Annotated in this window: 9 protein-coding genes; 6 read left to right on the forward strand and 3 right to left on the reverse strand. The window is 67.0% G+C overall.

The features are described from left to right. Nucleotides 1–109 precede the first annotated feature (109 nt). The 4 genes from AZL_RS07565 to AZL_RS07580 all read left to right on the forward strand — a co-directional run bounded on the left by AZL_RS07565 (nt 110) and on the right by AZL_RS07580 (nt 5,194). Nucleotides 110–1,147, forward strand: coding sequence for an aspartate-semialdehyde dehydrogenase (locus AZL_RS07565; protein ID WP_012974038.1), 1,038 nt, complete (start codon nt 110–112; stop codon nt 1,145–1,147). A gap of 136 nt (nt 1,148–1,283) precedes the next feature. Continuing rightward, nucleotides 1,284–2,891 (forward strand): peptide chain release factor 3, encoded by a 1,608-nt coding sequence (locus tag AZL_RS07570; protein ID WP_012974039.1) that lies wholly within the window; start codon nt 1,284–1,286, stop codon nt 2,889–2,891. A gap of 358 nt (nt 2,892–3,249) precedes the next feature. Next, a complete protein-coding gene (locus AZL_RS07575; RefSeq protein ID WP_012974040.1) occupies nt 3,250–4,821 on the forward strand; it encodes a sensor histidine kinase in 1,572 nt (523 codons plus the stop codon). Then, on the forward strand, nt 4,814–5,194 hold the full coding sequence (locus tag AZL_RS07580; RefSeq protein WP_012974041.1) for a response regulator: 381 nt from the start codon (nt 4,814–4,816) through the stop codon (nt 5,192–5,194). Before AZL_RS07575 ends, AZL_RS07580 begins: the two co-directional genes overlap by 8 nt. 22 nt (nt 5,195–5,216) lie before the next feature. Here AZL_RS07580 and AZL_RS07585 read toward each other — a convergent pair whose 3' ends face one another. Together AZL_RS07585 and AZL_RS07590 are read right to left on the reverse strand one after the other, a co-directional pair. Beyond that, nucleotides 5,217–6,146: a transglutaminase family protein gene (locus tag AZL_RS07585; RefSeq protein WP_012974042.1), complete on the reverse strand. Its 930-nt coding sequence runs from the start codon at nt 6,144–6,146 to the stop codon at nt 5,217–5,219. A gap of 4 nt (nt 6,147–6,150) precedes the next feature. Next, nucleotides 6,151–8,766, reverse strand: a complete 2,616-nt coding sequence (locus AZL_RS07590; protein WP_247894318.1) for a circularly permuted type 2 ATP-grasp protein — start codon at nt 8,764–8,766, stop codon at nt 6,151–6,153. A 364-nt stretch (nt 8,767–9,130) separates the two neighbouring features. Here AZL_RS07590 and AZL_RS07595 point away from each other — a divergent pair, with 364 nt between their 5' ends. Together AZL_RS07595 and AZL_RS07600 are read left to right on the forward strand one after the other, a co-directional pair. Further along, entirely contained in the window at nt 9,131–9,952 is an 822-nt protein-coding gene (locus AZL_RS07595; RefSeq protein WP_012976163.1) for an IS5-like element ISAli1 family transposase, read from the forward strand. A 347-nt stretch (nt 9,953–10,299) separates the two neighbouring features. Beyond that, the gene (locus tag AZL_RS07600; RefSeq protein ID WP_158305966.1) at nt 10,300–13,410 is read left to right on the forward strand and encodes an autotransporter domain-containing protein; all 3,111 of its coding nucleotides are present in this window, start codon (nt 10,300–10,302) and stop codon (nt 13,408–13,410) included. A gap of 63 nt (nt 13,411–13,473) precedes the next feature. Here the strand turns inward: AZL_RS07600 and AZL_RS07605 are convergent, their stop codons facing one another. Further along, the gene (locus AZL_RS07605; protein WP_012974045.1) at nt 13,474–16,827 is read right to left on the reverse strand and encodes a DUF2126 domain-containing protein; all 3,354 of its coding nucleotides are present in this window, start codon (nt 16,825–16,827) and stop codon (nt 13,474–13,476) included. Nucleotides 16,828–16,929: the final 102 nt, after the last annotated feature.

Below are 16,929 nucleotides of genomic sequence, written 5' to 3' on the forward strand. Positions count from 1 at the left end.
CAGGCCCCGCCGGACAACGGACGGGGCCTCGTCGTATCCGGGGTCCGCTGTCCGAACGACCGATAGGCCGGTCCGATCAACAGTGCGATAGACAGGACGGAACCCCGCCATGAGCAACACCGCCTCCGCTTCTTCCAAGTCCCTCCGCGTCGCCGTGGTCGGCGCCACCGGCGCCGTCGGCCGCGAGATGGTCAAGGTCCTGCACGACCGCAACTTCCCGGTCGCCGAACTCGGCCTGTTCGCCTCCGAACGCTCCGCCGGCAAGGTGCAGGAAACCCCCTACGGCGCCCTGACCCTGAAGGCGTTCGACGCCGCTGTCGTGAAGGGCTATGACGTCGTCCTGATGGCGGTGTCGGGCGATTTCGCCAAGGCGCACGCCAAGGATCTGGCCTCGGCCGGCGCGCTGGTGATCGACAACAGCTCCGCCTTCCGCTACGACGCCGATATCCCGCTGATCGTTCCGGAAATCAACGCCCACGTCTTCCGCGAGGCGTATGCCGCCGGATCGCGTCTGATCGCCAACCCGAACTGCACCACGGCCATCGCCGTCGTGGCGCTCGGGCCGCTGCACAAGGCCTTCGGCATCAAGCGCGCGATCGTCTCGACCTATCAGGCCACCAGCGGCGCCGGCGCCGAGGGCATGGCCGAGCTGGAGGAGCAGACGCGCAACCAGCTGGACGGCAAGCCGGTCACCAACAGCGTGTTCCGCCATCCGATCCCTTTCAACCTGATCCCCCAGATCGACGCCTTCCAGGAGAACGGCTATACCAAGGAGGAGATGAAGGTGACGTGGGAGACGCGGAAGATCATGGAGGTGCCGGACCTGCCGCTCAGCTGCACCGCCGTCCGCATCCCGACCTACCGCGCCCATTCCGAGGCGATCACGCTGGAGACCATCCAGCCGGTCACGCCCGACGCCGCCCGCGCCGTCCTGGCCGATGCCGCCGGTGTGAAGGTGGTGGACGATCCCGCCAACGGCGCCTATCCGATGCCGCTGAACGCCACCGGCCAGTATGACGTCGAGGTCGGCCGCATCCGCAACAACATCGTCTTCGGCGACCATGGCCTGGACCTGTTCGTCTGCGGCGACCAGCTGCTGAAGGGCGCCGCCCTGAACGCGGTGCAGATCGCCGAGCTGGCCCTGTAAGGCAAACGGCAATGCTCTGGAATCCCAGAGCCGGCACTGCTATGTAATGCGACGGGGGCCGGTGGGCGTTTTTCGCCTGCCGGCCCCTTCGCCATTCGCACCGGTTAACGCCTTTCAAGTCACGGGACCTCGACGCATGTCCGAACTTCAGGACGCCGTCTCCCGCCGTCGGACCTTCGCCATCATCGCGCACCCCGACGCCGGTAAGACCACGCTCACGGAAAAGCTGCTGCTGTTCGGCGGCGCCATCCAGATGGCCGGCGCCGTCAAGGCGCGCGGCGAGCAGCGGCGCGCCAAGTCGGACTGGATGAAGGTGGAACGCGAGCGCGGCATCTCGGTCACCGCCTCGGTCATGACCTTCGATTATGAAGGGCGCACCTTCAACCTGCTCGACACGCCGGGCCACGAGGATTTCTCGGAGGACACCTACCGCACGCTGACCGCGGTCGACAGCGCGGTGATGGTGATCGATGGCGCCAAGGGCATCGAGGCGCAGACGCTGAAGCTGTTCGAGGTCTGCCGTCTGCGCGACGTGCCGATCATGACCTTCTGCAACAAGATGGACCGCGAGGCCCGCGATCCCTTCGACCTGATCTCGGAGATCGAGAGCGCGCTCGCGCTGGAGGTCACGCCGGCCAGCTGGCCGATCGGCATGGGCCGCGATTTCCTGGGCTGCTACGACCTGATCCGCGACCGGCTGATCCTGATGGACCGCAGCAAGGGCGACGAGATCGACGACGGCATCGAGTGCAACGGGCTGGACGATCCCCGCCTGGACGAGCTCTTGCCCGCCCATGCCGTCGCCAAGCTGCGCGAGGAGGTCGAGATGGCGCGCGGCCTGATGCCGGCCTTCGATCTGGAGGCCTATCGCGCCGGCCATCTGACGCCGATCTATTTCGGTTCCGCCATCAACAATTTCGGCGTCCGCGAGCTGTTGTCCGGTCTGGCGGAGAACGCGCCGCCGCCGCGCCCGCAGCCGGCCGATCCGCGCATCGTCGAGCCGGACGAGGACAAGGTCACCGGCTTCGTGTTCAAGGTCCAGGCCAACATGGACCCGAACCACCGCGACCGTATCGCCTTCGTCCGCCTCTGCTCGGGCCGTTACAAGCGCGGCGCCAAGCTGAAGCACATCCGCTCCGGCAAGCTGATGGCGGTGAACAACGCCGTGCTGTTCCTGGCCCGTGACCGTGAGGTGGCGGAGGAGGCCTGGCCCGGCGACATCATGGGCATCCCCAACCATGGATCCTTGCGCATCGGCGACACGCTGACCGAGGGCGAGGATCTGCGCTTCACCGGCGTGCCGAGCTTCGCGCCGGAACTGTTGCAGCGCGTCCGTCCGGACGATCCGATGCGGGTCAAGCATCTGCGCAAGGCGCTGGAGCATTTCGCCGAGGAGGGCGCCTCCCAGGTCTTCAAGCCGATGACCGGCGCCGACTGGGTCGTCGGCGTCGTCGGCCAGCTCCAGTTCGAGGTTCTGGCCTCGCGCATCGAGGCGGAATACGGCATCGCCGCCCGCTTCGAGGGGGCCGGTCTCGACGCCGCCCGCTGGGTCGAGACCGACGACAAGGTCCAGCTTGAGAAGTTCATCGAGCTGAACCGTTCGGCGCTGGCGGAGGACCATGACGGCGCCCTGGTGTTCCTGGCCCGCAACGCCTGGCACCTGAACCGCGCGCAGGAGGATTTCCCGGCGCTGCGCTTCCTGAAGACCCGCGAGCAGAACCGCAAGGTCCACACGGCGGCGTGACCGCCGACGCCCGCCACACGGCACCGGCCGCGGGCGGGCGTCTCGCTGCCAGGGAAATTCATTCGGCTTCGCCCATGGGGGGCTGGGGCCGCCGGGAGCATCCGGCGGTCTGCCGACTTTATGGCATCGCCCCATGATGCTCGGCCCAAGCGAATCCGCCCGGATCGATCAAACTCCAGCCTTTTGATTTTTCGTGCGATTCACGCTTCAGACGTTTCCGTCTGAACCGATCGCACTCTAACGGATTGCCGGCTTGACGGAGCTGGTCCCGTGGCGGAACTTGTGCGGGTCAAACTGACAGTATCGACGCATAATCAATGGCCTCCATCGGGCGGATAGGGTCGGAAAAGAGGCGGACATGGCGCTGGGATTAGACGAGTTTCTCGACAGCGGCGGCTTTGTGCCTCATGGGGTGTGTCTGCTTTGGCGTCCTGACATCCTGATGCTGCATGTCGGGTCCGACATGCTGATCGGCTTGTCCTATTTCTCGATCCCCGTTGCGCTGATCTATTTCGTGCTGCGCCGCCGTGACGTGGCCTTCGGTTGGGTCGCCCTGCTGTTCGCCCTGTTCATCATCGCCTGCGGCACCACCCATCTGCTGTCCGTCTGGACCCTGTGGTATCCCGATTATGTCCTGGAAGGGCTGGTGAAGCTGATCACCGCCTTCGCCTCGCTGGGCACGGCGGCGGCGTTGTGGTGGCTGATGCCACGGCTGCTGGCCTTGCCCAGCCCGAAGGAGCTGGAGGCGAGCAACCGGGCGCTGGCGTTGGAGGTCGCGACCCGGCGTGAAATGGAGAGCCGCTATTCCGGCTTCTTCAACAATCTGGCGGAGGCTCTGTTCATCGTCCGCGTCGAGCCCGATGGCGAGTTCGCCTTTGAAGCGATCAATCCGGCGCTGGCACGGGCGACCGGTCTTGATCCCGACCTGCTGCGCGGCCGGCGTGTCGGCGACGCCTTGCAGCCGGAGGTGGCGAACGCCGTCATCCCCCGCTATACCCTGTGCCGCGATCGCGGCGAGAGCGTCGACTACGAAGAGACATTGGACCTGCCGGTCGGCCAGCGGGTCTTCCACACCATGCTGGTGCCGGTGAAGGATGCCGCCGGGCGTGTGATCCAGATTCTGGGCAGCGGTCGCGATGTGACCGAGCGCAAGCGGCTTCAGGCCGAGGTCATCCAGACCTCCAAGCTGGCGACGCTGGGAACGTTGGCCGCCGGCATGGCGCATGAGATGAGCCAGCCGTTGAACGTGATCCGCCTGTGGACGGAGAACATGCTGACCCGTCTGGATCAAAATCTGCTGGAGCCCGCCCGGGCGGAGCGTGCCCTCAGGCTGGTGATCGAACAGACCGAACGCATGGGCAAGCTGATCGACCATGTCCGCACCTTCGGCCGGCGGGATGGCGGCGGCATGCAGACCTTCCATCCGGCCCGCTGCGTCGAAAGCGCGGTGGAACTGGTGCGTCACCAATATGCGCTGGAAAACATCGAGATCATCGAAAGCGCCGTTCCGGGCCGGCATCCCGTGCTCGGGCGTCCTCTCGAGTTGGAGCAGGTCCTCCTCAACCTGTTTTCCAATGCGCGCGATGCCATCGTCGCCCATCGGGCGGCCGGTGGGGTGGCGGGGCGCATCATGGTCGCGGTCGGCGACGCTTCCGACGGGCAGAGCGTGGTCATCCAGGTGACCGATGACGGCGGCGGCATCGACCAATCGGTGCTGCCCCAGATTTTCGATCCCTTCTTCACCACCAAGGAGGTCGGCAAGGGCTCCGGCCTTGGGCTATCCATCGGCTATGGCATCATCGACGGCATGGGGGGACGGATCGAGGCGCGCAATGTTGATCTCGAGGGGGATGGGGTCGGAGTCCGGTTCACCATAACCCTGCCGGGCCAGCCGGTATCATCACCCGATCGGGAGTATTCGCATGCCTGATCCCTTCCATATCCTGATCGCGGAGGACGAGGTGCTGGCGGCGATGGCGTTGGACGATTTCCTGTCGTTCAAGGGGTTCCGCGTGACCGTCGCCGCCAATGGGGTCGAGGCGCTGGAGCGTTACTCCAACGAGCCGGTCGATGCGCTGGTGACCGACCTTCGCATGCCGCGCATGGACGGGCAGACGCTGATCCGGGAAATCCGTGACCGGGACGCGAGGCTGCCGGTCGTTGTGATGACCGGCTATCTGACACAGGACAGCGATTTGAAGGACGACCGCTGGAAGCCGCTGGAGATCCTCAGCAAGCCCGTCAATCCGCGCGTCATCTGCGCCACGCTGAACCGCATGCTCGGCCTTCCGCCGGAGGCGTGAGCCGGTTGTCCAATCCTGGAACTCAATCCTCGAACGGTTCGACATCCACGCTGACGGTCAGGCCATGGCCGGCACCGCCGAGCAGAATGCCGCGGGCCGGGCTGACATCGTCGTAATCACGTCCCCAGGCCACGGTGATGAAGTCACGGTTGGCGACGCAGGCGTTGGTCGGGCAGATGTCGAGCCAGCCGGCTGCGGCCCCGCACCAGACCGACGCCCAGGCATGGCTGACGTCGGCCCCGACCAGACGTGGCTGGCCCGGCGGCGGCAGGGTGCGCAGATAGCCGGAGACATAGCGGGCCGGCAGGCCGACTGCGCGGGCGCAGCCGACGGCGATATGGGCGAAATCCTGGCAGACGCCCCGGCGATTGCGCATCACCGCCGCCAGTGGCGTCGCCACCGTCGTCGCGGTCGGGTCGAAGGCGAAGTCGCGGTTGATGCGGTTCATCAGATCGATGGCCGCCACCATCGCCGGCCGGGCCGGCACGAAGCTGTTCCGGGCATAGTCCAGCAGCTCGGGGCTGGAGGCGACCAGCGCGCTGTCGAAACAATATTGCGTGATCTCCGCTCCATCGTCCGGCCCCGACAGGCCGCGCAGGCTGTCGCGCGCATGCTCCCACGGCGGCGAGTCCTGCGGTGCCAACGCCGGCGGCTCGAACACCTCGACCTCGCTTTCGGCGACGACGGAAAAGCTCCGGTGCGGTTCCTGCACCGCGACATAGGTCACGGTGTTGCCGAAATAATCCACCCGCTCCGTCCGCACCGCCGGGATCGGATCGATGATCAGCTGGCTGCGCCGGATGCGCTGGCGCGGATGCGGCCGGGCGGTCAGGTGCAGCAGGTGATGGGAGATCGGCACATCCTCGCCATAGTCATAGGCCGTGGCGTGACGCACGCGATAGCGCGTGGAGAGAGGATCGCCTGAGGCGGATTGGGTGGGCGGAGGCGTCATCGGGTCAGGCCGATCTTGCGAAGGCATGGCTGAAATAGGCGTGCGCCAGGAAATTGGACACATCCGGCAGCGACATCGCCAGCGCGTCCAGCAGCGTGCGCACGGCCTGGCTGGAGGCCATCGCGTCGGTGCGTCGCAGGCTGGCGCGCGCGGCGGCGACGATGGCCAGCGCGCCCCCGGTCGGGTCCGTCCCGCTGCCGACCCCCTGGCTGGGCAGCGCCCGCATGTGGCGGTCCAGTGCCGCCAGCTGGAAGGCCAGCGCCCGCGGATTCGCCTCCTCCCCCAGCAGCAGGTCGAGAACGGGGGTGCGCAGCACGCTGGTCAGATGGCGGGCGCGGTAGGTCATCACGCTTTCGCCCAGTTCCAGCAGGACGGCCAGGGTGGCGGCCTGCATCGGCTCCTCCTGGCGGTCGAGGTCGGCGACATGGACCCCGCGCGTCAGCGCCACCATGTGCAGAGCCCGCTCGATCCGCCGGCCGATGTCGAGGAAGCGCCAGCCGGCTCCCCGCGTCATGCTTTCCTGTTCAAGACCGGAAAAGGCGGCGAGCGTGATCATCACGTCGTCCAGACGCAGCAGCAGCGATGCCGCATCCATCCGGCCCTTCGGCGGCTGGGTCTGGCGGTCGATGGCCGACACCACCCGCCACATGTCCATCGACAGGCGGTCGCGCACCGAATAGGCGGTGCGGTGTAGGCGCAGAACCTGCGAACGCAGGCTGTTGGGGTGGTCCGGGTCGATGACCGCGGCGTGCAGCGCCTCGCGCAGGCCGCGATTGGCGCCGCTCTCCGTCACCCGCGCCATCTCCGCCGGGATCATGCCGAGCGAGCAGAGCAGGTCGAGCAGTGGGCGAAGCTGTAGAGTGGCGCCCGGCATGTTGCTGTCGATCAGCCGGCTTTGCGTCGCGCGCAGCAGGCGCAGCACCCCCTCCGCCCGTTCGGCATAGCGGCCGAGCCAATAGAGGCCATCGGCGACGCGGCTGGGCAGGTCGTTGGCGGACGGGCGGGCGCCGCTGGCGGTCGGTTCGATCGCCAGGGCCGGACGCGGCTGGCTGGAGGCGCTGTCCGCCCGCCGGGGCGCCAGGATCCAGGTGTCCTTGCTGCCGCCGCCGCTCTGCATCGACACCACCAGCCGGCCGGATTCGCTGGACACGCGGGTCAGCCCGCCGGGCATCACCGCATAGCCGCCGCTGGGGGTGGCGCAGAGGAAGACGCGGAGGACCAGCGGACGCGGCTGGAGCCGGCCATCCTGCCAGACCGGCGCGGTCGACAGCGCCATCTGTTCCTGCGCCACGAAATACCAGGGGCGCCGCTTGATCCGTTCGACCAGGGCGGACCGCTCCGCCGCCGACAGCTGGGCGCCGAAGATCGGCTCGAAGGACAGGGACGGGAAGGCCGGCTTGATCACCAGCCCGTCGAGATGGTCGATGACATAGGCGCGCTCGGCATCATTGCCGCACCACCAGCTGGCGACGCCGGGCAGCCGCAGCTCCTCCCCCAGCAGGTGGCGGCACAGCGTCGGCAGCGACGATTTCATCGCCATCGATTCCATCAGGCCGGAGCCGAGCGCGTTCGCCATCACCACATTGCCGGCCCGCACCGCCTCGATCAACCCGGCGACGCCGAGCGAACTGTCGGCCCGCATCTCCAACGGGTCGGCGAAATCGGCATCGAGTCGGCGCAGGATGACGTCGACCTGTTCCAGCCCGGACAGCGTTTTCAGATAGACCGTGCGGTCGCGCACCGTCAGATCCGCCCCCTCCACCAGCGTCAGGCCGAGATAACGGGCGAGATAGACATGCTCGAAATAGGTCTCGTTGTAGGGGCCGGGGGTCAACAGCACGACACGCGGCAACCGGCCGCCTCCCGCGCCGCCATGCCTCGGCGCGATGGAGAGCAGCGTCTCCTTGAAAGTGTCGAAGAAGCCGGTCAGCCGTTCCACCTGACAGTGGCGGAAGCTGTCGGGCAGCACCTTGGCGATGACCGCGCGGTTTTCCAGGGCGTAGCCGCTGCCGCTGGGCGCCTGGGTGCGGTCGGACAGCGCCCACCAGCGGCCGTCCGGCGCGCGGGCGAGATCGACGGCGTAGAAATGCAGGTGGACGTCGTTCGGTACCCGGATGCCATGGACCGCGCGGCGGAAACCGGGGTCGGCATGGATCACCGACGGCGGCAGCCGGCCATAGCGGGTCAGCGTCTGCGGTCCATAAAGGTCGGTCAGGATGGCGTTCAGCAGCGAGGCGCGCTGGATCAGTCCCGATTCGATGGCCTTCCACTCATGGGCCGGCAGCAGCAACGGCATCATGTCGAGCGGCCAGGGCCGCTCCATGCCGTTGGGGTCGCCATAGATGTTGTAGGTGACGCCGTTCTGGTGGAGAAGCCGGCGCGCCTCCTCCCACCGCTGCGCCATCTGCCCGGCGTCGAGCGGCCCGAGCGAACTCATGAAGGTCTGCCAGTGCGGCCGCAGCCGGCCCTGGCCGTTCACCATCTCGTCATAGACCTGCCCCGACCCATAGCCGATCGCATCGGCCTCGCCGAACAGCGATCCCTGGGTGAAGGGGACCGGCGGCATCCCGGAAAGGGCGGCGGATGCCGGCGGACGGAAGGGCTGATCGGGCTGTGACAAGGTCGGACTGGTGCGTATTGCCTATGAAGGAAGCAACAGTCTGAACGTCCCCGCCCGGCGATGCAAGGCTGGTGGCCCTGGAATCCATCCGAAAGAGGAAAGATTCCGTCGCGATGCGTTTTGCCGATGCCGGCTCGACGATCCTTTCCGGCCATCAGAAAAGGCGGCGCCACACGGGGCGCCACTCTCCGCTTATCCCATCACGCAACGTTTCCGGAAACGCCGCTCCGATGACCGGCGGCGATCATACTGGAAAGCCTATTGCTCATTGCTTAAAATTTTAGAGCCTGACCCGAAAAGAATTGAGTGATTTCAGTCTCTTGTGATTCGATCGATGTTGCGAAGCATGACGAATGACAAGACAATGTGGACTGAAATCACCCGAGCGCAGTATCAGCGAAAAGGATTGAGGTATTCAAGCGACACGACGGACGCGGAGTGGGCGGTGCTCGAACCACTCCTCCCGGCGGCTCGACGCTTGGGACGGCCGCGAACGGTCAACGTGCGCGAGATCGTGAACGGCATCCTCTTTCTGGCGACCTCCGGGTGCCAGTGGCGGCAACTGCCGAAGGATTTCCCGCCGATGACGACGGTCCAGCGCTATTTCTACCGCTGGCGCGACGATGGGACCTGGGAGACGATCAATCACGCCTTGGTGGCGATGGTTCGGGAAAGCATGGGACGGGAGGCCAGCCCGACAGCGGGGGTGATCGACAGCCAGTCGGTCAAGACGACGGAAGCAGGTGGCCCCCGTGGCTACGACGCGGGCAAGTGCATCAAGGGGCGCAAGCGGCATGTGTTGACCGACACCAATGGCTTGCTGGTCGCCGCCATCGTTCATGCCGCCGACATCCAGGACCGTGATGGCGCCCCGGCGCTCCTCGCCTCCGTTCGCACGCTCTTCCCCTGGCTTCGCCACGTCTTCGCGGACGGCGGCTACGCTGGACCCAAGCTGGAAACCGCTTTGGCTCAGATCGGGACATGGACTCTGGAGATCGTCAAGCGGTCCGACGCCGCCAAAGGCTTTGAACTGCTGCCTCGGCGGTGGGTCGTTGAGCGTACAATCGCTTGGCTTAACCGCAATCGCCGCCTCGCCAAGGACTTCGAGGCCACCGTCGAGAGTGCCGTCGCATGGGTCTTCATCGCCAGCGTCAAACTGCTCTCAAGACGGGTGGCTCGAACATAGACACAGCTTTGCCGATTCCGAGTCGGACTCTTAGAAAATTCACTGATACGCAAATATATTTGTTTTTTGAATGCGTAATTTTTCTGTCATAGGCCTTTTGTATAGGTCATGCGCTTTCCAAAAAACCGAGAAAGTAATTCTTTACAGCATGGTGAGCCATGAAGGGCCGTAGCCTTACGCTTTTGCTCGCGACGGGAACATTCGCTTTTCCCGCCATGGTGGGCGCTCAGCAGATCCCGACCTCTCCTTCCGTCACCTTCAAGAACAGCACGTCGGCAAGCGTCGGTACGGACCTGTACCGCCTCTCGGACAGCTATCTGAATCTGATTCAGAATCGTCCCGACGTCATGCTTCAGAACTATCAGACCGTCGTCACCATGACCCAGTCGCGCACCGATGCGCAGACGCTGGCAGCGGTGCATGACGATCGGACGTCGCAGGCCTACAGCATCCTGAACGGTCTTGGGCCGCTGACGTCCTTCTACATGACGGGGGCGGGAGCGTCGGCGTCGGGCAACGCGCCGCAAAGCCTGACGCCCACCAGCTACGCCCCGGCGACGCTCAGCGATTTCGCGAACAACATCAATTACCTGAACAATGCCAGCGCCGGCACCACCAAATTCGGCAACGGCACGGCGACGCCGCTGGCGAGCGCCGTCAATTTCATCGACAATATCGCCCGCGCGAACGGCTCGACCGAACCGACCAAGCGCACCTTCTCGCGCTACCAGGGTCCCAATCCCGCCATCGATCCGCTCGATGCGCGCTTCAACAACTACAACGCGGTGACCAATCGCGGCGGCCTGTCAACCGCCGACACCGCGAACATCGTGGTTCCCGGCTATTATTCCTCCTTCACCCTGCCGGCGCCCTACGCGAACACCACGGAATGGGCGCGGGGCTTCACCGTCACCCAGGCGCGGATCGACGCCAACGGCGGCAACCGCATCACGGCGCCGAACATCGGCAGCTTCGATTCGGCGGGCAACTTCACGCCGGCCACCTTCGGTGTCGGCGATTTCGTTCCGGGCATCGGGGCCGCCCCGCGCCCCTATCGCGTGCGCGGCGATGTCAATACGCCGACGCTGCTGCGGCAGGTCATCAACTCGACCAACCCGTATGGTGACGGGTCGATGCCGAGCGGCCACACCAATTCGGCCTACATGCAGTCGCTGGCCACCGCGTTCCTGGTTCCGCAGCGTGGGCAGCAGCTGTTCACCCGCGCGTCGGAGCTCGGCAACGACCGTATCCTGTCGGGCATGCACTCGCCGCTCGACGTGATGGGCGGGCGCATGCAGGCGACCGCCGTGGTGGCGACCAACATCTACAATGCCCTCTACGATGCGAACGGCAATCGCGTGGATTGGACGAATCCGGCCAACGCCAACGCCAACGCCGTCTTCAAGGCCGTCAACGAGACCCAGGCCTATCTGGCGCAGGCCTGCGGCGCCGCCAGCGTCGGCGCCTGCCTGCAAGCCGCCGGCACCAGTGGCGATTCCTTCGCCAACGCCGCGCAGAACAAGGCCGACTACACCGCGCGCCTGACCTACGGCTTCCAGCCCATCGGCCCGGTCCGCGCGATGACCGACGCCGAGGTTCCGGTTCAGGCGCAGGTCCTGCTGCTGACCCGCTTCCCCTACCTGACCGACGCGCAACGCACGTCGGTGCTGGCCAGCACCGGCCTGCCGTCGGGATACCCGCTGCTCAGCGGCAACAGCTGGGACGGCTGGGGGCGGATCAACCTCTATTCCGCCTATGACGGCTTCGGGTCGCTGAACGGCCAGACGGTCGTGACGATGGACGCGTCGCAGGGCGGCTTCAACGCGGCCGACACCTGGGCCAACGACATCGGCGGCAGCGGTGGCCTGACCAAGGCCGGCACCGGCTCGCTGACCCTGACCGGCGCCAACAGCTATACCGGGCCGACCATCGTCAACGGCGGCACCCTGGTGGTGAATGGCAGCCTGGCCTCCACGGTCACCGTCAACGCGAGCGGCCTGCTGAAGGGCCGCGGCACCGTCGGCGGGCTGACCGTCGGCAATGGCGGTGCCGTGGCTCCCGGCAATTCCATCGGCACCATGGTGGTGTCGGGCAACGTCACCTTCCTGACCGGCTCCACCTATCAGGTCGAAGCCAACGCCGCCGGCCAGTCGGACCAGATCATCGCCAGCGGCAGCGCCACCATCCAGGGCGGCACCGTCCAGGCCCTGGCCGACAGCGGTGTCTACGCCGCGCGCACCCGCTACCGTGTTCTCACCGCCAATGGCGGGGTGAGCGGGCGTTTCTCCGGCGTCACCTCCAACCTCGCCTTCCTGACCCCGGCGCTCAGCTATGACGCCACCGGCGTCAACCTGACGCTCGCCCGCAACGACGTCTCCTTCGCCTCGGTCGCCGGCACGCCGAACGGCGTCGCCGTCGCCAACGCGGCGCAGTCCCTGCCGATCGGCGACACGGTTGGCGACGCGGTCGGGTCGCTCAGCGCCGCCGGCGCGCGGACGGCGTTCAACGCCCTGTCCGGCGAAATCCATGCGGACATCGCCGCGGCCGGCTTCACCACGGCGACGCTGACGCGTGATGCCGTGCTGGAGCGCGCCCAGGCGATCGCCACCCAGAAGCCGGACGAGAAGGAACGCGCCACTTTCTGGACGCGCGCGCTCGGCTCGTTCGGGAGCGGCGGCGCCACGGGCAACGCCGGCCACCTGTCGCGCGACAGCTCGGGCCTGATGCTGGGCGGCGATCTGCCGGTCGCCAGCGGCATCCGGGTTGGTGCCGCCGGCGGTTACACCAGCAGCCGTCTGGGGCTGGACGAGCGTCAATCCAGCGGCACCGTCCGCAGCGGCTTCGCCACGGTCTACGCCGTGGGTTCGGTCGACGCGCTGCAACTGCGTGGCGGCGCCTCCTATGCCTGGAACGAGAACCGCGTCCAGCGCACGGTCGCCTTCCCCGGCTTCGCCGAGGCGGAGCGCGCGAATTACGACGGTTCCACCCTCCAGGGCTTCGGCGAGGTCGGTTATCGTCTGCCGGTCGGCGGCGTCCAGCTCGAACCGGTGGTCGGCGGTTCGCTGGTCCGGGTCAGCACCCGCTCCTTCACCGAGAATGGCGGCGCCGCCCGGCTTTCCGGCGACTCCCGCGACTATGATCTGGGAACCAGCACGATCGGCCTGCGCGGGTCGGCCGCTCTGGCCGATCTCGGCGTCGACCTGCCGCTCTCGGTGCGGGCGATGGCGGGCTGGACGCACACTTACGGCGACGTGACGCCGGAGGCGCGGCTGTCCTTCGTCTCCGGCGGCAACGCCTTCCAGGTGTCCGGCACCCCGATCGCGCGCGATCAGGCCGTCACCTCGCTCGGCGTCTCCTACGCCATCGGCGATGTGACCGCCACCGCCGGCTATGGCGGCACGTTCGGTGGCCACAACCGGGACCAGCAGGTCAAAGGCGAGCTGACGCTGCGCTTCTGACCAGTCCCGACGTAAAAAGAGGGCGGCGGAGCATCACTCCGCCGCCCTCTTTCTTCATTCCCGTCACCCCCGCCGCAGATCCAGGGTCATCGGGAATTGCGGGTTGCGCTCCTCCATGGGGGTGTCCATCGGGCCGGGGGTGTGGCCGAAGGGGAAGAAGCGGGCCAGACGGCGCCCCTCCGCCTCGTTGGCGTTGACCGGGAAGGTCTCGTAATTGCGGCCGCCCGGATGCATGACGTGATAGGTGCAGCCGCCGATCGACCGTCCGGCCCAGCTGTCGAGGATGTCGAAGATCAGCGGGGTGTGGACCGGAATCGTCGGATGCAGGCAGGAGGGCGGCTGCCACGCGCGGTACCGCACGCCGCCGACGAACTCACCCTCCACCCCGGTCGGGATCAGCGGCACGCGCCGGCCGTTGCAGGTGATGACGTGGCGGGCGTCGATCAGGCCGGTGACGCGGACCTGCACCCGCTCGACCGAACTGTCGACATAGCGCACGGTGCCGCCGCCGCCCGGCTCCTCGCCCAGGACATGCCAGGGCTCCAGCGCCATCCGCAGCTCCATGGTGATGCCGCGCTGGCTGACATGGCCATAGACCGGGAAGCGGAAGTTGAGGTGCGGCGCGAACCAGCCGTCCTCCAGCGCATAGCCATGGTCGCGCAGATCCTGCAACACGTCGGCCATGTCCTGCTGGACGAAGTGGGGCAGCATGAAGCGGTCGTGCAGGTCCGTGCCCCAGCGCACCAGCCGGCCCTTGTAGGGATGCTTCCAGAAGCGGGCGACCAGCGCCCGCATCAGCAGCTGCTGGGTCAGGCTCATCTCCGCATGCGGCGGCATCTCGAAGGCGCGGAACTCGACAAGGCCGAGCCGGCCGGTCGAGCTGTCCGGCGAATAGAGCTTGTCGATGCAGAATTCCGCCCGGTGGGTGTTGCCCTGCACGTCGACCAGCAGGTTGCGCAGCACCCGGTCGACCAGCCAGGGCGGGCAGTTGCCGCCGGCCGCCGCCTGATCGATCTGGTTGAAGGCGATCTCCAGCTCATAAAGCTGGTCGTCGCGCGCCTCGTCCACGCGCGGCGCCTGGCTGGTCGGGCCGATGAACAGGCCGGAGAAGACGTAGGACAGGGCAGGGTGGTTCTGCCAGTAGGTGATCAGGCTGCGCAGCAGGTCGGGCCGGCGCAGGAAGGGGCTGTCGGCGGCGGTGGCGCCGCCCATCACCACATGGTTGCCGCCGCCGGTGCCGCAATGGCGCCCGTCGATCATGAACTTCTCCGCCCCCAGGCGGGACTGGCGCGCATCCTCGTAGAGCGCTATGGTGTTGCGCACCAGATCGTCCCAGCTGTGGGCCGGGTGGATGTTCACCTCGATCACGCCCGGATCCGGGGTGACGGCCATCGAGTTCAGGCGCGGATCCTTCGGCGGCTGGTAGCCTTCGATGACGACCGGCATGTCGAGCTCGACCGCCGTCGCCTCGATCTCCGCCAGCATCGCCAGATAATCCTCCAGCGTGCTCATCGGCGGCATGAACAGGTGCAGGCGGCCGTTGCGCGCCTCGCAGGTCAGCGCGGTGCGGACGATCCACCACGCCGACTTGCCCTCCTCCGGCAGTTCGTCGCGCACCTCAGCCATGATGCGCTGGCGCTGGGCGATGCGCTTGTCGGTGTGGACGCCGCGGTCGGCATCCTGGACCGCGCCGCGGATTTCCCGGCGGCGCTGCACCGGATGCGGGGGCAGGGGGCCGCGCTCCTCGAACGGGTCGGTCTCCCAGCCATAGGGATAGTCGCTCTTCGACACCCAGGGCAGCGAGCCGATGGGCAGACGGTAGCCGACCGGGCTGTCGCCGGGGATCAGCAGCAGCCTTTCCTGGCGCAGCGGCCAGGTGCTGGACAGCCAGACCGGGCCCTGCTGGGTCATGCGGCGGTTGATCGGCAGGGCGAAGCCGACCGGTTCGGCCAGCCCGCGGGTGAAGACGCGGGCCAGCCGCTCGCGCTCCTCCTTGTCGTCCAGCTTGCTGTTCAGCGGGTCGACGTTGACGGGGAGCTGCGATTCCTTGCGCAGGTAGTGCCAGGGATCCTCATAGGCGCCGAGCACCAGATTGGGATCGAGGCCCAACCGCTTGGCCAAGGCCACCAGGAAGATGCCGGCATCCTGGGCGGTGTGGCCGTAATCGGTGTCCTCGCGCGCCAGCAGGTCGCTGTTGGCCCACAGCGCCTCGCCGTCACGGCGCCAGTAGAGCGTCATCGCCCAGCGCGGCAGCGATTCGCCGGGATACCATTTACCCTGGCCGAAATGCAGCAGCCCGCCGGGGGCGAAGCGCGCCATCAGCCGGTGGATCAGGTCGGCGGCCATCCTGCGCTTTTGCGGACCCAGCGCCGTCGTGTTCCACTCGGCCCCATCCATGTCGTCGATGGAGACGAAGGTCGGCTCGCCGCCCATGGTCAGGCGGACATCCTCGGTCTTCAGATCCTCGTCGACCCGGTGGCCGAGCGCCTCGATGGCGGCCCATTGCTGCGGGGTGTAGGGCTTGGTGACGCGCGGCGCCTCGTAGATGCGGGTGACCGACATCTCATGGCCGAAATCGACCTCCGCCTCGTCGACGAGGCCGGAGATCGGGGCGGCGGAGGACGCGTCGGGCGTGCAGGCCAGCGGGATATGGCCTTCTCCCGCCAGCAGGCCGGAGGTGGGGTCGAGTCCGACCCAGCCGGCGCCGGGCAGGAACACCTCGGTCCAGGCATGCAGGTCGGTGAAGTCGCTTTCCGGGCCGGAAGGGCCGTCCAGCGCCTTCTGGTCGGCGGTCAACTGGATCAGGTAGCCGGAGACGAAGCGGGCGGCGAGACCCAGATTGCGCAGGATCTGCACCAGCAGCCAGGCCGAATCGCGGCAGGACCCGGTGCGCTTGGTCAGCGTCTCGGCGCAGCTCTGGATGCCCGGCTCCATCCGGATGACATAGCCGATGTCCTGCTGGAGCTGCTGATTGACCCGGACCAGGAAATCGATGGTCGGCGTCTTGTCCCGCGGGATCGCCTGGAGATAGGCGGCCAGCTCCGGACCCGGCTCCTCCGTTTCCAGATAGGGGCGCAGCTCGCGCTGCAACCAGTCCTCATAGGCGAAGGGGATGTGGTTGGCCTTCTCCTCGAGGAAGAAGTCGAAGGGGTTGATCGCGGCGATCTCGGCGACCAGATCGACCTCGACGATGAATTCGCGCGTCTTTTCCGGGAAGACGAAGCGGGCCTGGAAGTTCGACTGCGGATCCTGCTGCCAGTTGAGGAAATGCTGCTTCGGCGTGACCTTCAGGGAATAGCTGAGGATCGGTGTCCGGCAATGGGGAGCCGGGCGCAGCCGGATGATCTGCGGGCCGAGGGAGACCGGCCGGTCGTAGCGATAGATCGTCTTGTGGTTCAGCGCGACGTGGATCGCCATTGAAAACCCCGCCTCCATGCCTGTTCGATGATGATCGCGCCCCGGTTCGCTCCGAAGTCGCCGCGACAACGGTAGCACCGAAAAATCCGCCCCGACAGAGCG

Origin of the sequence: Azospirillum sp. B510 (genome assembly GCF_000010725.1) — a bacterium.
Lineage (GTDB): Bacteria > Pseudomonadota > Alphaproteobacteria > Azospirillales > Azospirillaceae > Azospirillum > Azospirillum lipoferum_B.